Source organism: Streptomyces olivaceus (assembly GCF_000721235.1).
Classification (GTDB): Bacteria; Actinomycetota; Actinomycetes; order Streptomycetales; family Streptomycetaceae; genus Streptomyces; species Streptomyces olivaceus.
In genome coordinates, this window is sequence record NZ_JOFH01000049.1 from 44,459 (window position 1) to 63,342 (window position 18,884).

At 71.6% G+C, this 18,884-nt stretch carries 19 protein-coding genes; 5 read left to right on the top strand and 14 right to left on the bottom strand.

Annotation, left to right across the window (positions count from 1 at the left end; all coding sequences use genetic code 11):
- The first annotated feature begins 31 nt into the window (after window positions 1-31).
- Window positions 32-2,119: a bifunctional glycosyltransferase 87/phosphatase PAP2 family protein gene (locus IG94_RS0134665; protein ID WP_031046830.1), complete on the top strand. Its 2,088-nt coding sequence runs from the start codon at window positions 32-34 to the stop codon at window positions 2,117-2,119.
- Here IG94_RS0134665 and IG94_RS0134670 read toward each other — a convergent pair.
- From IG94_RS0134670 to IG94_RS0134680, 3 genes are all read right to left on the bottom strand, one after another.
- Window positions 2,073-3,728 carry an NACHT domain-containing protein gene (locus tag IG94_RS0134670; protein WP_031046834.1) on the bottom strand — a complete coding sequence of 552 codons (1,656 nt, stop codon included), beginning with the start codon at window positions 3,726-3,728 and terminating at the stop codon, window positions 2,073-2,075. The two genes, IG94_RS0134665 and IG94_RS0134670, sit on opposite strands and share 47 nt — an antisense overlap.
- Before the next feature lie 96 nt (window positions 3,729-3,824).
- Window positions 3,825-4,103: a DUF397 domain-containing protein gene (locus tag IG94_RS0134675; protein WP_031046837.1), complete on the bottom strand. Its 279-nt coding sequence runs from the start codon at window positions 4,101-4,103 to the stop codon at window positions 3,825-3,827.
- A complete protein-coding gene (locus IG94_RS0134680; RefSeq protein WP_031046841.1) occupies window positions 4,063-4,911 on the bottom strand; it encodes a helix-turn-helix domain-containing protein in 849 nt (282 codons plus the stop codon). Before IG94_RS0134680 ends, IG94_RS0134675 begins: the two co-directional genes overlap by 41 nt.
- Window positions 4,912-5,005: 94 nt before the next feature.
- Here IG94_RS0134680 and IG94_RS0134685 point away from each other — a divergent pair, with 94 nt between their 5' ends.
- Window positions 5,006-5,437, top strand: coding sequence for an ATP-binding protein (locus IG94_RS0134685; protein WP_031046843.1), 432 nt, complete (start codon window positions 5,006-5,008; stop codon window positions 5,435-5,437).
- A 27-nt stretch (window positions 5,438-5,464) separates the two neighbouring features.
- Here IG94_RS0134685 and IG94_RS0134690 read toward each other — a convergent pair whose 3' ends face one another.
- Together IG94_RS0134690 and IG94_RS0134695 are read right to left on the bottom strand one after the other, a co-directional pair.
- Window positions 5,465-6,400 (bottom strand): hypothetical protein, encoded by a 936-nt coding sequence (locus tag IG94_RS0134690; protein ID WP_031046846.1) that lies wholly within the window; start codon window positions 6,398-6,400, stop codon window positions 5,465-5,467.
- Between the two features lie 75 nt (window positions 6,401-6,475).
- Window positions 6,476-7,138: a M15 family metallopeptidase gene (locus IG94_RS0134695; RefSeq protein WP_031046850.1), complete on the bottom strand. Its 663-nt coding sequence runs from the start codon at window positions 7,136-7,138 to the stop codon at window positions 6,476-6,478.
- A 327-nt stretch (window positions 7,139-7,465) separates the two neighbouring features.
- Here IG94_RS0134695 and IG94_RS0134700 point away from each other — a divergent pair, with 327 nt between their 5' ends.
- The gene (locus tag IG94_RS0134700) at window positions 7,466-8,890 is read left to right on the top strand and encodes a hypothetical protein (RefSeq protein ID WP_031046852.1); all 1,425 of its coding nucleotides are present in this window, start codon (window positions 7,466-7,468) and stop codon (window positions 8,888-8,890) included.
- Between the two features lie 210 nt (window positions 8,891-9,100).
- On the opposite strand, the gene IG94_RS0134705 is transcribed toward IG94_RS0134700, so the two are convergent.
- The 3 genes from IG94_RS0134705 to IG94_RS0134715 form a co-directional block, all read right to left on the bottom strand.
- Window positions 9,101-10,168: a hypothetical protein gene (locus IG94_RS0134705; protein ID WP_031046854.1), complete on the bottom strand. Its 1,068-nt coding sequence runs from the start codon at window positions 10,166-10,168 to the stop codon at window positions 9,101-9,103.
- Window positions 10,168-10,815, bottom strand: coding sequence for a hypothetical protein (locus IG94_RS0134710; RefSeq protein ID WP_031046856.1), 648 nt, complete (start codon window positions 10,813-10,815; stop codon window positions 10,168-10,170). Before IG94_RS0134710 ends, IG94_RS0134705 begins: the two co-directional genes overlap by 1 nt.
- 70 nt (window positions 10,816-10,885) lie before the next feature.
- Complete coding sequence (locus IG94_RS0134715) at window positions 10,886-11,230, bottom strand: VOC family protein (protein WP_078892539.1); 345 nt, start codon at window positions 11,228-11,230, stop codon at window positions 10,886-10,888.
- Window positions 11,231-11,478: 248 nt separating this feature from the next.
- Between IG94_RS0134715 and IG94_RS0134720 the strand changes: the two genes are divergently transcribed.
- Both IG94_RS0134720 and IG94_RS0134725 read left to right on the top strand, forming a co-directional pair.
- Window positions 11,479-11,742 (top strand): hypothetical protein, encoded by a 264-nt coding sequence (locus IG94_RS0134720; protein WP_031046862.1) that lies wholly within the window; start codon window positions 11,479-11,481, stop codon window positions 11,740-11,742.
- A complete protein-coding gene (locus IG94_RS0134725) occupies window positions 11,739-12,125 on the top strand; it encodes a PIN domain-containing protein (protein WP_031046864.1) in 387 nt (128 codons plus the stop codon). Before IG94_RS0134720 ends, IG94_RS0134725 begins: the two co-directional genes overlap by 4 nt.
- Before the next feature lie 137 nt (window positions 12,126-12,262).
- Here IG94_RS0134725 and IG94_RS0134735 read toward each other — a convergent pair whose 3' ends face one another.
- The 6 genes from IG94_RS0134735 to IG94_RS0134760 form a co-directional block, all read right to left on the bottom strand.
- Window positions 12,263-12,637 carry a helix-turn-helix domain-containing protein gene (locus tag IG94_RS0134735; RefSeq protein WP_031046866.1) on the bottom strand — a complete coding sequence of 125 codons (375 nt, stop codon included), beginning with the start codon at window positions 12,635-12,637 and terminating at the stop codon, window positions 12,263-12,265.
- A 132-nt stretch (window positions 12,638-12,769) separates the two neighbouring features.
- The gene (locus tag IG94_RS0134740) at window positions 12,770-13,639 is read right to left on the bottom strand and encodes an ECF transporter S component (protein ID WP_031046870.1); all 870 of its coding nucleotides are present in this window, start codon (window positions 13,637-13,639) and stop codon (window positions 12,770-12,772) included.
- Window positions 13,636-15,333: an ABC transporter ATP-binding protein gene (locus IG94_RS0134745; RefSeq protein ID WP_031046873.1), complete on the bottom strand. Its 1,698-nt coding sequence runs from the start codon at window positions 15,331-15,333 to the stop codon at window positions 13,636-13,638. Before IG94_RS0134745 ends, IG94_RS0134740 begins: the two co-directional genes overlap by 4 nt.
- Window positions 15,330-16,475, bottom strand: coding sequence for an energy-coupling factor transporter transmembrane component T (locus IG94_RS0134750; RefSeq protein ID WP_031046877.1), 1,146 nt, complete (start codon window positions 16,473-16,475; stop codon window positions 15,330-15,332). Before IG94_RS0134750 ends, IG94_RS0134745 begins: the two co-directional genes overlap by 4 nt.
- An 82-nt stretch (window positions 16,476-16,557) precedes the next feature.
- Window positions 16,558-17,220, bottom strand: a complete 663-nt coding sequence (locus IG94_RS0134755; protein WP_031046880.1) for an SCO2322 family protein — start codon at window positions 17,218-17,220, stop codon at window positions 16,558-16,560.
- On the bottom strand, window positions 17,217-18,470 hold the full coding sequence (locus IG94_RS0134760; RefSeq protein WP_031046884.1) for an SCO2321 family membrane protein: 1,254 nt from the start codon (window positions 18,468-18,470) through the stop codon (window positions 17,217-17,219). The genes IG94_RS0134755 and IG94_RS0134760 overlap by 4 nt, the downstream gene beginning before the upstream one ends.
- Between the last annotated feature and the right edge of the window lie 414 nt (window positions 18,471-18,884).

Here is an 18,884-nt window from a genome sequence, read left to right on the forward strand (position 1 = left end):
GGGCACGAACGGGGCGGGAGGCCGACGAGGCGTGGCGAATGCGGAGCACAGTGGGCGACCGGCGGAGTCCTTCGGAGCGTCGGCCGCCGACGCGACCAGAGCACGGCTGCGCGTCGCGCGCCTCGGCCTGTGGCTGGTCGCCGCCGTGCTCGCGGCGCGGCAGCTCGCCACGGTCCTCGGTACCCCGCGCGGGGAACGCCTGACGGACCTGGAGACCTGGGTCGGCGAGCACGGCGTCCTGCACGTCGAGGGATCGCTGTACGAGTCGACGCAGTTCACCGGGACGCCGTTCGTCGGGCTCGTCCTCAAACCCTTCACCCGCGCCGCCGAGCAGGCCCTCGGCTGGGGCTGGACTTTCGGCTCGCTGCTGCTGGTCGTCGCCCTCGGCCTGGTCGCCGCCCGCGCCCTGCCCCAGCCGGTCGGACGCCGTACGGCGCTTCTGGCGGCGCCCGTGGCCGTCAGCCTGCTGATGCTGTCGCTGCCGGTGCGCAACGCCCTCTGGCTCGGCCAGACCAGCATCATCCCGGTCCTCCTCGTCCTGCTGGGCTGCTTCGCCGTACGCGGCGCACAGGGCGACCGCGTGGGCGGCGTACTGATCGGCGTCGCCGCCGCCTTCCAGCCGACCGTCCTGCTCTTCGTGCCGCTGCTGTGGTTCACCGACCGCAGACGGGCCGCCGTGTCGACGGGGGTCACGTTCGCCGCCTGCACCGCGATCGCGTGGGTGGCGATGGCGCAGGACTCGTACACGTACTGGGTGCACCACCTGGCCGGCGTGGGCCTGGGCGGCGCGGCCGACGACCTCGCCAACCAGTCGCTGCACGGAGTCCTGCTGCGCCTCGGCCTCTCCGGGCCCCTGGAGATCGCCCTCTTCCTCGCCCTCGGCGCGGCCGTGGCCGTCCTCGCCCTGCGCCGCGCGGTGCGCTACGCCCGCGACGGCCAGCTGCTGCTCGCGGTCGCCGTCACCGGCTGCGCGGCCGTCGTCGTCTCCCCGGCCACCTGGCAGCACCAGCTCCTCTGGGTGCTGCCCGCGGTCGTCGGCCGGGTCGGCAAGAAGGCCTCCGACCGGTACGTGTGGCCGGTCGCCGTGGTCCTGGTGACGACGCTGCCCGCGAAGATGATGCTGCCGGACATGGCCGCGCTCTACCCCTTGCGCGACAACGTCGTCCTCCTCGCGGCCCTCGCCGCCGCCGTCGCCGTGCCCTTCCTGGCGCGCACCTCGCCGTACTTCGACTCACCGGTCCCGACGAGCTACGCGCCGCCCGTGCCGACCCGCTTCAAGTACGTCCCGCTGCTGCCGTTCCTGCGCCGGGTCCTCACCCGCCCCAACCTCCTCCTGGAGCTGCTCCTCATCCGGGTCACCTACGCCGCCTACTCCCAGGTCCGCCTCGCGGCGACCGGCGGCAGCAACTCGGCGGGCCGCGCGCGGGCCGAGGACCACGGCTGGCAGATCCTCGACATCGAGCGCTTCCTGCACCTCGACATCGAGCACGCGATCAACCACGCGGTGGTCAAGGTCGGCTGGCTGCGGGACTTCTTCGACTTCTACTACACGTCGTTCCACTTCGTCGTCCCGCTGGCGGTCCTCGGCGTCCTCTACTGGCGCCGCCCGGTCGACTACCGCTGGGCCCGCGCCTCCCTGGGCTTCGCCACGCTGCTCGCCCTGGTCGGCTTCTGGCTCTACCCGCTGGCGCCGCCGCGGCTGATGCCGGGGCTCGGCATCATCGACACGGTGCACGGGGTGCAGGACTTCACGAAGCCGGACTACGGCACGCTGACGCACCTCACCAACCAGTACGCGGCGATGCCGTCGCTGCACTTCGGCTGGTCGCTGTGGTGCGGGGTGGCCGTCGCGATCATCGCGCCGAAGATGTGGATGAAGGCCGTGGGCCTGCTCCATCCCCTCTTCACGGTCCTGGCGATCGTGGCGACCGGCAACCACTGGATCCTCGACGCGGTCGGCGGCGCGGCGGTCGTCGCGGCGGGCTTCGGCCTCGCGTACCTGTTCCAGGGCCCGAGGGCGAGGACCCTGAAGGCGGCGCCCCCGGCCCAGGAGTCCCCCGGGCGGCAGGACGTCAGCAGCGATCCCCCGCCTCCGGCGAAGGACCGTACCCCGAGCTGAGCCGGTACTCGCCCGGTGCCGGGACGGTCAGCCGCGTGAACTCGCCCTCCTGTGCCAGGCACCCGCCGTCGCTGCGCAGCCACGGCGACCAGGCGACCCGCACCGTCACGTCGCCGGGCCGGTCCGCGCGCAGCACCAGGTCGGCGCCGGTGGCGTCCACGACGGTGCCGGGCGCGGAGACGAGCGGTACGGCGTCCCGCACCCGGTACACCCGCCAGTGCGCGTCCTGCCAGACGGGCTCCAGCCACTCGGGCCGCTGCGCGGAGTCCCGCACGAGCGCGGCCTCGGCCTCGGCGGGCCCGTCCGGCCTGCCCAGCGGAAGGACGACGAACCCGACCGCCCAGTGGTCCAGCCACTCCCGATAGGTGGCCGCCGAGAAGCTGCCGTCGTAGAAGAGGCGTGCGCGTTCCACGTCCAGCTGCCGGTTCCAGCCGCGGGCCAGGTTGAGGTGCGGGGCGAGCCGGGCGGCCTCGCGGTGGTTGCGGGCCGGCACGACCTCCACGCGCGTACGGTCGGCGCCCAGCCCGTCCAGCGCGCGTACGACGCCGTCGGTCTCGGCGGCCCAGGCGGGCACGACGGTGGAGACCCGCAGGTCGTCGACGGTCTTCTTTCCCACCCACCCGGTGGAGTAGACGACGGCGACGGCCAGCAGCCCCGACAGCAACCGGCGAGATTGCGCCGCCGTGCGCGCGGGCGGGCCGCTGAGCAGCGCGGCCAGCAGCACGGCGGGCGCGAACAGCTCCGCGAACCGCTCCACGTTCGTACCGACCGGCGAGGCGACGAGGTACGTCAGTACGGTCCCGCACGCGTAGACGGCCCCGCTCCACCGGGCCACCCGCCAGGTACGCGGGGCCAGCACGGTGACGGCGAGGCCGAGCACGACCGGCGGCCATATGCGGGCCCCCGGCATCGGCTGCTCCCCGGTGAAGGGGAAGAACAGCGTCGTCAGCCCGACCACGGCCGCCGGGGGTATGAGCAGCACCAGGGCGCGCCGCCAGTCCCGCACGAGCAGGAACGCGGCCCCCACGACGGCCAGGAACAGCCCGGCCACCGGCGAGGCCAGGGTGGCGAGGGCGGCGTACCCGGCGGCGAGGTACAGCCGCCGCTCCCGCACCAGCGGCACGCAGGCGGCCAGCGCGAAGGCGACCCCGAGGGCGAAGGTGGTCCGGCCCGAGGCGACGTCGCACCACAGCGCGAGCGAGGCGAGCAGCGCGGGCCACACCGGCCGGCGCACCCCGGCCCGCACGAACAGCACGGCGGCCAGCCAGGAGGCGGCGAGCCCGGACACGACCGTGACCGTCCGCACGCCGACCAGGGCCATCAGATACGGCGAGATGACGCTGTAGTTGGCGGTGTGCATCCCGCCGTACCAGAACAGCCCGTACGCCGAACCCCCGTGCCGCGACGCGAAGTCGGCCCACGCCTGCTGCGCCGCGAGGTCCCCGCCGCCGGTGGCGAGAAACGCCCACCACACCACGTACAGCGGAATGGTGGGCAGTGTGGCGAGCAACGGCACCCGGTACCGCCGCCCGAAGGCCCGCAGGGCATCGCTCGCGCGTCTGTCCCGACGCTGATCGGTCCGGGGGGCGGTGAGTTCGGCAGGGACCACGGTCGGGATTTCCGTTCGGCGTCATCGGGGTGCACAGCGAGGGCACAGGCGAAGACGATAATCCGAACAGTTACGTTGACTGGGCCCGGCCCCTGATCATCCCGAGTGGGCGGCCCAGCCGACGAAGGCGGTGAAGGAGGCGGAGGCAAGCGTGAGGACCGGTCCCGCCGGGTTCTTGGAGTCGCGCAGGGCGACAGTGGCGTGGTGCAGCGTCTCGGCTACTTCCACGCAGTCGCCGCCCTGGTCGCTGCTGTACGACGACTTGCGCCAGGCCAGCGGACCGAGCGGCGCGCACTCGACGCAGTCGCCGCCCTGGTCGCCGCTGTAGCTGGACTTACGCCACGGGATCGTCGTCGGTATCGCGTTGCTCTCCATAGCGCTCCTCCATCACTCGGCGGATCAACGCCGCCGAGTCCCTGAGGGAGAGCGCGGCGGCCCGGAGGTGATCGTAACGGAGCGAACAGTCCCTGACCGTCTCCAGGTTGGCGGTCGGATGCCCCGCGTCGTACCCCTCCGTGTAGACGATGGCCGGGTCCTGCGTGAAGCGGTAGAGGTTGAATGAGCCTTGGAGTCCCGCGTGTGCGCCCACCGCGAACGGCAGCACCTGGACGTTGATCCGGGGGTCGTCCTCGAAGGACAACAGGTGGGCCAGTTGGCCGCGCATGACCTCTCGGCCGCCGATCTCCTGACGCAGCGCTGCCTCGCTGAGCACCGTCCAGAAGACGGGCGGTTCCTGCTTCTCCAGGACGCGCTGACGGGCGAGGCGTACGGCGGTGCGGTCGTCGAGGTCGGTCGGGTCGAGCGCGCTCAGCACGGCCCGTACGTAGGACTCGGTCTGAAGCAGGCCGTGGATCATCCGGGTCTGGAAGGTGCAGATCTCGGCAGCCCGTACCTCCAGCTCCGCCACCTGTTGGAACCAAGCCGGTAGCTGGCTGCGCATCACCAGGTGAACGAGCCGGGACAGCAGCCCGCCCGTGCCCAGCGCGGCGTCGATCCGCTCGCTGAACTCCGGCGTCGGCAGTTTCCTCGCGGTCTCGATCTGACCGACCAGCGAACCGGTGTAGTTGACGATGTCCCCGAGTTGCCGCTGGGTCAGCCCGGCGGCCTCGCGGTGGCGGCGCAGCTCGAAACCGTAGTAGTCGAGTGGTGAGGCGCCGGGGTCGAGGACGTTGACGTGGGTCATGCGGAGAGCCCCCTCTCGCACAACGCGGTCCACTGCGGGACCGGTTGTATCCGTTCGGTAGCCCACGGTAGTCGCCCGACGTCAGGCTCGTGCCGTGAACGAAAACTTCCCCCCGGTCCTCCTGAGCCACTGCCCGGACCAGTACCGGATGAGCTTCACCGCGGGCGCCCATTCGGCCCGGCATGTCAGGCGCATTGTCCGCTCATACCTCGGCGCGTGGGGCCTGGCTGAGCTGTCCGACGCGGTGGAACTCGGCGTGACCGAGCTGCTGGCCAACGTCGTACGCCACGTCCCGGACCGCCGCTGCACGCTGCTGTTGCTGCGGCAGGCGGACGGGGCCGGTGTCCGGGCGGAGGTCTCCGACGGGAGCCCCCGGCTCCCCCTGCGGACCGCGCACGTGAGCAACGACGCGGAGTGCGGCAGGGGGCTGGTGCTGCTGGACGCGGTGGCCGACGGGTGGGGTGTGGTAATGGGGCCGGAGGGTGGCAAGACGGTGTGGTTCGAGTGCGGGTGCGGGACTCCTTGAGGGCACACCGTCCTCCTTCCCGCTCATTCACCTGCCGGGGCGAAACCAGCGGCGTTTGCGTGGCGGCCTGGCCTCGTCGTCCGTGTCCGGCTCGTCGAACAGCAAGTATGTGACTGGCCCGGAGAGTTGGGAGGCGATGCCTGTCTCCGGGGCGGCGGTGACGAACACCAGCCGGTGCCCGCGGCCGGGTGACTGGATCGGTACGACGCGGGTGCGCTGGAGCAGTCCGTCCTCACTGATCATCCCGTGCCGTTCGTAGAGACCGACCAGGACGAGACCCATGCGCCGCTCCGCTTCTTCCCCGTCCCGCTCGTCCGACTGGTTCACCTGGGACCTGACGGTGATGCCGGCCCGCTCCTGCCAGGTACAGGCCAGATCGAGCAGTTCTTCGGCCTCGTCCTGGCTGGTCGGCGTGGACCGCCAGAGGATCAGAACGTGTTCGAGCTTCTCGGTGTACGGGTTGGCGGGCTTCCCGAGTGGGCGCCCGGTCGGCAGCACCGGCGCTCCCAGTTCTCCGAGGCAGCCCCCGTTCGGGCAGTTCCGGTTCCGCGAGTCGAGGCAGTTGCGGCACAGGGAGTAGCGGCAGACCTGGCACTGCAGGCCGATCGGGTTGGACAGGACGAGGTTCTCGAAATTCTCCTGGGCATGGGCGGAGTACCAGAACTTCGTGCAACGGGCGCACTCGGTCGCGACGGGGGCGAAGTAGGGATTGCCGATCTGCTCCTGGGTGACCGGTTCGACCACGCCCGGGTCGGGGGTACGCCTCATGCCGGAGCGCAGGAGCATCAGGGCCCATCCGAACGCCTGCGCGGACCTGCCCTCGGTCCGCAAGAACCGTAGGACCACATCGAGGGCCGACTTGTTCCGGCCCTCGTGCCACAGCCGGTCGACCTCGTCGGTCAGTTCGGGCAGTGGGTCGTACTGCTCGGGGAAGTGAAACGCCTCGGCGTCGTGCTTGACCACTCTCACGCCTCCGTTCGCCGTTGCCCATCGACCGGGGTGGGCAACCTAGTCCCGATGTCTCGGGACCGGTCCCGGTTACTCCGCGGTGTTCACGGTGGGGCCGTAGTGCGCGGCTGCCGCTCCTGTCTGCAGGGCCCAGTAACGGTCCCCGTACGACCAGTGCCACCATTCCGTCGGGTAGTTGACCAGACCGGCGGAGGTGAGAGCGGTGCCCAGAGTGGTGCGGTGCGTGCGGGCCTCGGCGGTGATGTTGTCGGCGTGGGTGTAGCAGGCGCCGGCGCTTTCCTCCGGGGTCGCGTTCATGCGGGTGCCCAGGTCGAGTTCGTTGCCGTCGGCGTCCGCGAGTGTCAGGTCGACGGCCGCGCCCGCGCTGTGTGGGGCTATCTCGGGCGGGGAGACGTAGCGGCTGGCCGCCGAGCGGATTCGGTCGGGGGACCAGTCGGGGTGTTCGGTGCGCAGTCGGGTCGCGTACTTGTCGAAGTAGTGGCGTTGGAGGGCGGGCGGACGGTATCCCTCGACGAAGAGCAGCCGCAGTCCCGGGGGCAGTTGTGCCTGGGCTTCGAGGAGGCGGGTGAGTACGCCTTCGCGCAGGTGGGCGAAGGCGCCTGCGGAGTCCTGCCACTTGCGCGTGTCGACCAGCAGCGGGCTGTTGAGCCGTACGTCGACGAGCGGTTCGCCGCACTCCTGGACGGGCACGGCGGCGACCTTCGGGTCGGACATCAGGATGATCTCGGTCATGAGGTGATCATCTCGCGGGTCTGCGCCTTGGCACCCGGGCGTGGGCGCTGAGGGCGAACGTTGCGTTGTCGCCGTCGAGCCCGGCCATGAGTGACGCGTCCAGGGACAGGCCAAGTGCCTTGTGATGGTCGTGGGCCGCCCTGTGCGAAGGCGTGCCTGGCATTCCCGTAAGGGCCGGCCGGCATCATGCCGCTCGAGGAGCATGTCAGGTGGGACTGTCTTCTATGCCTTGACTGATGCGGTCGATCTGGCGGCCTGCTATTTCCCGCGCCCCACCCGAACCCCGTCTCCTACGATCACCCCGGTACGACTGTGTGAGGGGTGGGAATGCTTGAGAACATCGAGGACGGGACAGCGGCAGCAACGCGGCTCGCGAGTGGTGCGCCGCTTCGAAGCACGCTGGATGTCGCCGACCCGGCTGACTGGATCGCGCTGGACGCTGGAGTGCGTGAGGTGGCCTGGCATCGTCCGCTGTTCCGGCCGGGGTGGGAGCACTCCGCGCCACCGCCCGCCGACCTGACTCAGGTCGGCGAGTCCCAACTCGCGCTCGCCCTCTGCCACCGAGACGGGCGGATCCGTCAGGAGGCGGTGCGCCAGTCGGTCCGGTACCCCGGGCTGCTGCCGTTGGTCGTGATTCGTTGCGCCGACTGGGTCGGCCCGGTACGCGAGCACGCGCGGCGGCTGCTGTGCGAGGCCCTGGACGTGGACTCTGCCCTCGACCTCACGCCGCTCGTCCTTCGCATCGGCCGCCGCGACAGAGGTGCCTTCGGCGTCGATGCGCTCGGCCAGGTCCTGCGCCAGGCATCCCACGGGCAGCTCGCTGTTCTCTTCGCCGACCCCGACCGCATCATTCGGCGGTTCGCGTACCGGCTGGCTGTCGAGGGCCGACTGCTCCGTCCCGCTGAGCTGGCCCGCGCAGCCGCCGGGGACCCGGACACGGTGGTCCAGGACCTGTGTGCCACCGCGGCGCTCACGGCTCCGGGAGATGAGGACGCCTTCGCGGGTGTACTGCCTGCACTGCTGTCCGCGCGCAACCCGCGTGTCCGTTCGGCCGGTGTCACCGCGCTGAGACGGGCAGGGCGACCGAAGCAGGCCGAGCCGTTTCTCAGCGACCGTTCCGCGCTCGTGCGTGCTTGTGCCCGGTATGTCGTACGACAGCAGGGTGGTGACCCGGTGGCCTGGTACCGGGAGCGGTGCACGGCACCCGATGACCCCGAGTTGCCGCCCGGCGCGGTCATCGGCCTGGCCGAGTGCGGGAACCGCGCGGACGCCGCGCTGCTGCTGCAGCCGCTGCTCGCGCACCCGTCGGCCGGGGTGCGGGCGCGAGCGGTAGCAGGGCTGCGGGCACTGGACTGCGCGGATGCCGAGCAGTTGTGGCCACTCCTCGATGACCCTGCCGCCGGGGTCGTCCGCGAGACCGCTGCCGCCCTACTGCCCTCGGTCAAGGAACTGCCCGCCGACTGGCTGTCGGAGCGCACCAGCTCCGAGCGGCCACGGCACGTCCGCGTCGGTGCGTTCCGGCTGCTCGACGCACGCGGCGGCATCGTGGCACTGCGGGCGGCGGTCGGTCTGCTTGAGGACCCCGACGTGAAGCTGCGCACCTGGGCCGCGCAATCAGTGCAGCGCTGGCATCCGTCCCCGGACGGGCGGAGCGGCGACGTGGAGGTGGGTGAACTGCTCGACCGGAGCCGACATCTCTTCAGCGACCACATGCTGCGCCGGCGCAAGTGGGAAGCCGGGGTGGGCAGCTGAAGCTGCACCTCGGGTTGGAACTCCGCTCAGCACTCGTCGCCCGGTCGCCCTGGTAACCACGCTTCTGAACGCGAGTTCGGCCTGGTTCCTGTTCCGATGGGTGGGGCTGCCAGCGTTTGAGGTCGGCGTTGACGAGATCGTTGGGTTCAGCTCGGGTCAGTATGAGGGCAGGAAGGGCAGCTCGATCTGGTCCTCGTGGTCAGCCGCTCGTCAGCGGTTGATGGCCTGGATCTCCTGGACGGTCATGTCCTGAGTGGTTTCGAATGTGCCGTTCGGCAGGTTGCCGTTGGCGCCGCCGGAACCTTCCCAGGCGATCTCCCAGGTGATGGACGCCTTCAACTCGTACGGCCGGCCAGTCGAGGAGCGCAGGTACCGGATGCCGCACGGCGGGGTCGTGTCCGCGTTGCCCTTGGTGTACGGGGTGCCGATGGAGCCGTCGTCGTTAATTTCGCAGTTGCCGGAGGCCGGGTACGTCTGGGCCTCCTCGGTACCGGGCTCCAGATGCAGAGCCACCGGCTTGGCGGTGGTCTCGGCCCACACTCCGGCGGCCTCCAGATCGGCGCGGACCTTGACCTCCTGGAAGGTCGTCTTGTCCAGCCACACCCACGTCGGCAGGTTCACGGTCGACCTGGCTGCGGGCTTCAGCTCGACCTCGGTCGCGGGGACGTTGATTCTGTCGTAGGCGTAGGCGGCCAGGATGTCGGGAGTGGGTGCGTGATCGTCGTCGGGGAGCGTGTTGGCGTCCTGCCAGAACAGGTTGTGCTCACAGTCGTACGACGCGGGGTCGTCCTCCCGCTCCTCGTTGATCACCCCGCGCCAGAACTGGCCGTCCTGGCCCAGGTTGTAGTTTTCGTAGCCCTCTCCGTCGGTCTGTGCCTCGCCCTTCTCGTAGTGGTCCACCATCAGCTGCTCACCCCAGCTGAGCGTGGGGGTGACGGGCACCAGGTCACCGCCCGCCTTCAGTTGTTCGACGGCGTCCTTGAGCTGCTCGGGCGTGGCGACTGGCTCGTACCAGCACGCCGGAGGTTTCCAATTCGGGTCAATCGGAGCGAGCGGCTTGGCGGAATCGCCAGTGCTGCCCCCGCTGACCTGCGTGACCTTGATGCGGGTGGTCGTTGCCGAGGCGGTGAGGGCGCTTCCGGACGCGCCGCCGGAGGGACCGGAGGGCGGCGGGGCCTGGGCGCCGTCATCACCGATGGCGTAGGCCGCTGTGGAGGACAGAACGAGGGTTGAGAGGGCAGCTGCCAGGAGTGCGCTTGTCCTGGTCGCGAAGCGCATCAGCTGCAGGCCCCTGGGACCGTGGTGAGGGCAGCGGTCTTCCACACGCCCTGGGGAGTCTCGTCGAGACGGACGCGGTACTGGAGCAGTGACTCGGGCTTGTCCGGCGTGTCGATGACCTTGCCGGTTGCCCGGTTCTTGGTGGACGCCTCCCGCTCGTCGACGCAGTAGAACAGCACGCCGGAGCCGGTGTCGTTGATGTGGACCTGGGCGTCGAAGATTCGGACCTTGCCGATGAGGCTGTCGTCGTCATCGGTGAACTGCTTGACCCACTTACGGGCACTCGTCAGGGTGGCGTCCGAGTTGTAGAAGGCGACGGCCTCCGAGTCGGGCTTTGCTTCGATGACCGCCGCGTACTTGGACCGGAGCTCCTCGCGGCCGTCGTTCAGGATCGCCTGGAGCTTCGGGTCGCTGTTGGTCCAACTCTCGAAGTCCGCCCGGAACTCATTCGGCAACGTGATCTCCGGTCGTTCGACGCCGCCTTGCGAGGCCGACGCAGAGGGGCTCGCCGAACCCGTTCCGCCTGCCACGTCCGCGCCCTTGATGCCGTCCGAGGACGAGTCGTCGCCGCTTCCGCAGGCGGACAGCGACAGAGCTGCGACGGCGGTCAGCGCAGTGACTGCCAGCAGGGAGGGACGGCGGTTCACGGATGGCTCCCGGTGGGGCGAGGGTTCTCACGAGTGCGGTCCACGCTATCCATGGCCAGGCCGGGAAGGTTCACTGGGTGGGTGCCTCGGCGAGGGACAGGCTGTTCCCGTCCGGGTCCAGTACGACGACGTGGCGCACGCCGTTGCGGTAGGTCTCGACCGGTTCGTGGTCCACTCCGTGCGTGGCGAGTCGGGCCAGGATGTCGTCGAGGTCGTGCACGCCGAGCGTGATCATGGCTCCGCCCACCCGCTCGGCGCGCATGTCCCGATCGTCGACGACGACCCACGCGTTCTCACCGACCTGCCACAGGTGTTCCTCGCCGAGGATCTCGTCCGCCGGGCGTCCGAAGAACACTTCGAACCACGCCAGTGCCTTGATCCGGTCGCTCACACACATGACGCTGTACAAGTCCACTCGGGCCACTCCTCACCGTCGTTCCGGAATTGTGGACCACTCCGGTGACCGGAACTCATCGGAGAAAGGCAGCCCCGTGCGCCACAAGGGAAGGCGAGGGCAGGCGCCCTCGGCCTCGGCCCGGCTCACCAGCCGTCTGCGGCCAGATTCTCACTGGTCAGCGACGCGTCCTCCATGATCGGGAGTTACGCCGAACACGATTCACCGTCCCCGGGGCTCTGGCGTTTACGCATGCGTATACTCCCGCCATGAGTGATGCGATGATCCGGGTCCCGGCCGAGGTGCGGGACCGATTGGCAGTGATCGCTGAGGCCCGAGGGAGCTCGATCCGATCTCTGGTGCAGGAGTTCGCGGAGTCGACGTTGACGGAGGAGGAGCGTCGGGAGCGGGCTGAGCGGACGCGCGCCTATCTGGCCGAGAACTTCGGAGTCGAGGTGGGGGACGAGGAGAGCGCGGCGATGGGACGCAAGCTTCGAGAGGCGTTCGCCCGGCATCAGGGTGAGGCCGCGTGATCCTGCACCACCTTGTCCTCGACACACCCACGCTGGTGGCGCTGTCGGGCAATCGGCAGGTGTCTGCGCTGATCCACCGAGCCACTTTCGAGACGGAGACGCGCTTGTGGGTTCCGACGCTGTCCGTTCTGGAGGCGGAACGTGAGCTGCTCGGCATTGCCGAACACGTCGGGCAGCTGGACGTGTTGCATACCGTCGACCTCGACTATCCAGCAGTGCTGGCAGTTGCGCAGATGAGCCGCGACGGTGTGTTGCCGGGGCTCGGAGCCGCGATCCACGCGGCTCGCCATCTTCCCGACTGGGGTGCGGACGCGCTGGTCGCCACGGTGGCTCCGAAGGCGTACGAGGGGCGCGGCCTGCCCGTGCTGGACCTGAACCGCTGACGCCGGACACGCGCGCAGGGAGGGGCGCGAGACGTGGGACACAGGATGGCGCCGGTGGGGGGGGGGCCGGGGCCGGTGGCTCGACCGGTCGGCGTGATCACCCCGCGGGTCTGCGTCCCGGCGCCCGGGCGGCCCGCTCAAGCCGCTGAGGAACGGCCGCTCGGCGGAATCTCCTCCGGTCCGTCGTCGCCGTCGTCGTGGGCGCGGAAGGCGAACGTGGAGCTGTCGCCGTCGAGGTCGATCGTGAGTGACGCGTCCAGCGCCTTGGCGAGCCGGGTCAGCAGGGGCAGGGTCGGTACGGAGTCGCCGCCCTCGATGTTGGAGATCTGCGGCTGGGTCATGGATGCCCGTCGTGCCAACTCGCTCTGCGACAGACCGAGCTCCTTGCGCCGGTCGTAAACTGCCTGGCCCAGCGCGAAAGCGTAGCCCGCATCCACGTAAGCGGGGGTTTCCTCGACTTGCTCGCCCAGGAGCTTGCGGGTTCTGTGGGTCTTCCACTGGGAGTGGTTCATCGCTTCTCCTCCTCGCTGCGCTCGTGCCTGTGCTGGGACGGCCCGTGGTCTGCGTCGCGGGACTTCTGCGCCTGGTGAGGACGCTCGACCGCAGCAGGGATTATGCAGAACTTGGTATGCCGGTGTGCTCCGTTATACGGGATGACTCGTCTCCCCTTCCCCGTCCCGCCCCTCGAACGTCACCGGTGTTTCGAAGGCTGCTCGGCGGGTGGCTCGGCGGAGGGCCTTGAGGAGGGGGGTGCCTAGGGTCAGGGTGAGGAGGACCGTCATGGCGGCGCGGCCTCCGTCCCAGCCCAGGGACGTGGCCAGGCAGTAGGAGAGGAAGCGGGCCAGGTTGGTGGGGAGCGAGGCGTCCGGGTCGAAGGCGATGTTCGAGGCGAGGGTGTTCATGAAGGTCCAGCCCGCGAGGTTCATCACCGTGCCGTAGGCGAACGCGGCCAGGAAGCCGTACACCGCCAGCATCAGCAGCTCGGCGCGGCCGCGCAGGCGGTCGGGGCCCGGCAGCAGGCCCGCGCCCATCGTGAACCAGCCCATCGCCAGCATCTGGAAGGGCAGCCACGGACCCACGCCGCCCGTGAGCAGCGCGGACGCGAACATCGTGACCGAGCCGAGGACGAAGCCGAAGCCGGGGCCCAGGACTCGGCCGCTGAGGACCATGAGGAAGAACATGGGCTCCAGGCCGGCCGTTCCCGCGCCGATGGGGCGCAGGGCCGCGCCCGCCGCCGCCAGGACGCCGAGCATGGCCACCGCCTTCGGGCCCAGGCCGGACTCCGAGATCGTCGCCGCCACCACGGCCACCATCAGGAGCAGCACGCCCGCGAACAGCCACGGCGCGTCCTGCGTGTGCGCGTTGAGCGAGGCGTCCGGCGGGGCCAGGAAGGGCCAGCCGAAGCCCGCCACGCCCACCGCGCTGACCAGGAGCAGGGCCGCGACCGAGCGCGGGCCGAGGCGTACGGCGCGGGCCTGGCGGTCGTAGGGGGTGGTGGTACGGCCGGCGGTCATGTCAGGGCCTCGCGTACCTGGGTCACCGTGAGCCACTTGAGGGGAGAAAGGATCTTGGCCACCTGCGGGGCGTAGGACGGGGAGGTGACCACGACGTCCGCCGCCGGGCCGTCGGCGATGACCTCGCCCTCGGCCAGGAGGACGACCCGGTGGGCCAGTTCGGCGGCCAGTTCGACGTCGTGCGTGGCCAGGACGATGGCGTGGCCCTCGGCGGCCAGGCCGCGCAGGATGCCGGTCAGGCGGGACTTCGCCGCGTAGTCCAGGCCGCGGGTCGGCTCGTCCAGGAGGAGCAGGGGCGGGTGGGCCGTCAGGACCACGGAGAGGGCGAGGGTGAGGCGCTGGCCCTCCGAGAGGTCGCGGGGGTGCGTGTCGTCCGTGACGCCGGGGAGCAGCTCCGTGAGCAGGGCGCGGCAGGTGCCGGAAGGTGCGTCCGCGTCGCGGTCGGCCGCCACGCACTCCGCGGCGACCGTGTCGGCGTACAGCAGGTCGCGCGGCTCCTGCGGGACCAGGCCGACCCTGCGTACCAAGTCCCGGGGCGCCGTGCGGTGCGGTACCGCGTCCCCGGCCCGGACCGAACCGGCGGACGGTTCGACGAGGCCGACGAGCGCGGAGAGGAGGGTGGACTTTCCGGCGCCGTTGCGGCCCATCAGGGCGACCGTCTCGCCGGGGGAGACGGTCAGGCCGACGTGGCGCAGGGCCTGGACGCCGCCTCGGCGCACGGCGAGGGAGCGGACCTCCGCCGCGTACGGGGTGGGGGTGGGGGTGGTGGGGGATGTGGTCTGGCTGTTACGGCGCCACCAGCGGGCGGGGGCGGGGCGGAGTGCCGGGGGTGCCGGGAGCTGGGCCGCCGACGGTGGGGTGTGGTCCGGGATCTCCCGGGTGGACAGACGCTCCCGCAGCGGAGCGGCACGGCGGCGGGCGTCGCGGATCGTCAGGGGGAGCGGGGACCAGTCCGCCAGCCTGCCCAGGCCGACGACCGGCGGGTAGACCGGCGACACCGCCATCACGTCCGCCGGGGCGCCGAGGACGGGTGCGGCGCCGGGGGCCGGGAGCAGGACGACCTGGTCGGCGTACTGGATGACCCGTTCCAGGCGGTGCTCGGCCATCAGGACCGTCGTGCCCAGGTCGTGGACCAGGCGTTGGAGGACGGCCAGTACCTCCTCGGCGGCGGCCGGGTCCAGGGCGGAGGTCGGCTCGTCCAGGACCAGGACGTCCGGGTGCGGGGTGAGGACCGAGCCGATCGCGACCCGCTGCTGCTGGCCGCCGGAGAGCGTGGCGATGGGGCGGGAGCGGAGGGCGGCCAGGCCCAGGAGGTCCAGGGTCTCCTCGACGCGGCGGCGCATCACGTCCGGGGCGAGGCCCAGCGACTCCATGCCGTAGGCCAGCTCGTCCTCGACGGTGTCCGTCACGAAGTGCGAGAGCGGGTCCTGGCCCACCGTGCCGACCACGTCGGCGAGTTCGCGCGGCTTGTGGGTGCGGGTGTCGCGGCCGGCCACGGTGACCCGGCCGCTCAGCGTGCCGCCGGTGAAGTGCGGGACGAGGCCGCCGACCGCGCCGAGGACGGTGGACTTGCCGACCCCGGACGGACCGGCCAGCAGGACGAGTTCGCCCTCCGGGACCTCGAAGTCCACGTGGCTGACGGTGGGTTCGGCCGCGCCGTCGTAGGTGACCGACACGTCCTCGAAGTGGATCACGACGGCTCCTTCACGGGCGTACCCATGGTGTTCTCCGGTGCGGAGGTGACGAACGCCGGGAGCAGGCCGAGGAGTACGGCTGCCGCCGGCCAGAGGGGGAGGGTGGGGGCGGTCAACGGGACCACGCCCGGGTGCAGCGCCGCCGGGTCGCGGGCGGCGGCGAGGAAGAGCAGCGCGGCGACCGCGACGCCGGAGGCCGTGACCAGCCAGGCCCGGGCGTCCCAGCGGTCGGGGCGGTAGCGGGTGCGGACCGTGCGTCGGCCGCCGAGCCACAGGCCCCCGAGGGCTGCCGCGACACCGGCGACGAGGACCGGGATGCCGTACGTGCCGCCCGCGGCGGTCAGCAGGCCGTACGTCCCCGCGCAGATGCCGAGCAGGCCGCCGAGGGTGAGGGCGGCGGTGGTACGGCGTACGGGGGCCGGGACCCGGGCGGTACGGCCGTAGCCGCGGGCGTCCATCGCGGCGGCGAGGGCGACGGAGCGTTCCAGGGCGCCCTCCAGCACCGGGAGCCCGACCTGCAGTAGCCCGCGTACGCCCCGGTCGGGACGGCCGCGCAGGCGGCGGGCGGCGCGCAGGCGCTGGACGTCGGCGATGAGGTTCGGCGCGAAGGTGAGGGCCACGACCACGGCGACGCCCATCTCGTACAGGGCGCCGGGGAGGGACTTGAGGAGGCGGGCGGGGTTGGCCAGGGCGTTCGCGGCGCCGACGCAGATGAGGAGCGTGGCCAGCTTCATCGCGTCGTACAGCGCGAAGGCGAGGCCCTCCGCGGTGACCGGGCCGCCGAGGCGGATGCCCTGCGCCCAGTGGGGGAGGGGGACTTCGGGGAGGGTGAGGAGGGTGTGGGTGCCGGGGATGGGGGAGCCGAGGATCGTGGTGAAGAGGAGGCGGATGAGGAGGACGGCGAGGGCGAGTTTGACGAAGGCGCCGTAGGAGCGGGACCACGGGGCGTGGGGGCGGCGGGTGATGACGACGTAGGCGGAGACGGTGATGAGGAGGGCGAGGAGGAGGGGGTTGGTGGTGCGGGTGGCGGCGGTGCCTAGGGATAGGGCCCAGAGCCACCAGGCGCCGGGGTGGGTAGGTGCGGGGCGGCTGTGGCGGGTGGGGGCGCTTGCCGGCGCGTGCAGGGTGCCGCCTGCGCCCACCCGTGCCGCCCCAGCGGCACGATTGCCCGCAGGGTGTGCGGCACGACTGCCCGCAGGGTGTGCGGCGCGACTGTCCGTAGGGTCAGTCGGTGGCATTTCTGCGCCGCCTTGCTTGCCAGGCTCCTGCGGTGGCGAGGGCGGCGATCGCCGCTGCGCCGGCGATGAGGCCGACCGAAGGGCCGCCGCCGTCGTCGTCCGCGGTGGTCTTTTCCTCCGGTGGTGCTGATTCGTTCCGGGGCTGCTGCTTGTCCGACACCTGCTCCCCGCACCCCGACTTCGGGTAGTCCCCGATCGCGCAGAGGAGGGCGTTGGTGTTGTAGCGGAGGGGGTCGGCCACCGTCGCCAGGGTGTCGGCGCTGGTCGCGTCGGGGGAGACCCGGGCGCAGGCCGTGCGCGGGGGCGGCGGGGTCTCGCCGGACGGGGCGTCGGCGGCCGTGCCGAAGTCGAGGACCAGGGCCACGCGCTTGCTCCCGTCCTCGGCCGGGGTCTTCGCGCAGATCGACGCGAAGTCCGCCGTGCCGCGCGGCTGGGCCGCGTCGCCAGAGTCCTCGCTCACCGAGAAGCGGAAGCCCTGGACGTCGCCGTCGGAGGGGCGGGCCGTCGACGGGCCCTGGGTGGCGTAGACCCACTGGTCGCCGTCACGGTCCCAGAAGGACCAGTAGCGGTACCCGGCGGCCTGCGCCTGGCCCGCGGTTGCGACGAGCAGCAACGCGGCCAGGGCGAGGAGGGCGACGCGGCGGATCACGGCTGCTGCTTGCCGCGGTTGCTGATCAGGAAGCCGATACCGATGCCGAAGACCAGGCAGACACCGACGTACCACCACACGCCGAAGGGGGAGTCGTCCTTCTTCTCGTCCTCGTCCTCGGCCTTGCCGGTGGCGGTGTCGCTCGCCTTCGCGCCCTGCGGGGCCGGGCCCGTCGCGTTCAGTTGCTCCACCAGGTCCGTGCCGCCGAAGTCGCGCGGGTCGGTGCCCGTGGCGTGGGCGGCGAAGATCAGTTGGGCGTAGGCGGCGGGGCCGCTCTCCTCGGCCCACTGCCCGGCGTTCTTCTTCAGCCAGGCCAGCGGCCCGGCCGCCTTGTCCGCACCGCCCTGCGCGGCGAGGGCGGCGACGGCGTCGGCGGTGTTGCCGTAGTCGGGCTGGTCCGGCGAGCCGCCGAGGGCCGACTTGAGGTGGCCGTCCTTGGCGAGGGCGTCGGTGAGGTACGCGGCGGCGTTGGCGGCGGCCTGCTCGCGGGTGGGCTCGTCCGCGTCGGCGCAGGAGGCGGCGTCGGTCTTCTCGCCGGCCTCCGTGACCAGGCCCTTGCCGAGGGCGCCGAGGAGACCGGCGGCGGTGGCGTCCGCGTTGGCGAGGAGCTTGCCGTCCTTGTCCGGCTGGAAGGCGAAGGCGCCCGCGCCCTTGTCCTCGGCGCAGGGCAGGGCCAGGGCCAGCAGGGCGTCGTAGGGGGACTTGCCGTTCTTCTCGACGCCCTCGGGGTCGGTCTCCGTGGCGGTCAGGGCGCCGATGACGACGGAGGTGGAGTTGGCGTCGCTGGGGGTGCCGGGGCTGTAGCCCCAGCCGCCGTCCTTGTTCTGTACGGACTTCAGCCAGCCGAGGGCGTCGTCGACGACGTCACCGTGTCCGCCGACGGCCCACAAAGCCTGGACGGCGGCGGCCGTGTTGTTGGTGTCGACCATGGTCTTGGCGTCGCAGGCCTTGGCCGGGTCGGCGCGGAAGGGGGCGAAGGAGCCGTCGTCGCACTGCTGGTCCGTGAGCCACTTCACGGCCTTCGACGACGGGACCACGCCCACCGTGTCCTGCGCGAGCAGCGCGAGGGACTGGCGCCAGACGCCGTCGAACTGCGGGTTGCCGGACCCGTACAGCCCGGACGCGGCGGTGGACGGCGCGGACGTGGTGGCGGACGGTGACGGGTCGGCGGCGACCGCGGGCGCGGCGGCGACGCCTATCACGGCGGTGGCGGCCAGAGCCGCGACGCTGCTGCGACGGCGGACGTTCATGAGCGGCGGGTGCCTTTCCCTGTGCGGGACCGGGCAGCACGGGGCACCCCCGGCGGCTCGGCCCCGTATGCCTCGACGGTGCCCGTGCTCCGGCGGGCGCCGGGCACGTGAGCCGGTCACGTCCGCGCGGGGCAGTCCGGCTCACCGGCCCGGGGCCCGGAGGGGCTCGGCGGGCGGTTCACGGTTGCGGGTCAGCGCCGGAATTGCACCGGCTTCCCCCCGTACGGGTGATGACGACGCCGACACTTTACCCGCCCGCGGGATCCGGGCCGAGGGGCGGCGACGGACCGACGGGCCGGCAGAGGGGGCGGGGACTGTCAGGAGGCGGGGGGGGCTGTCAGGCGGGGCCAGGGGGGGGGAGGAGCCTGTCTCTTATACACATCTCCGAGCCCACGAGACTCCTGAGCATCTCGT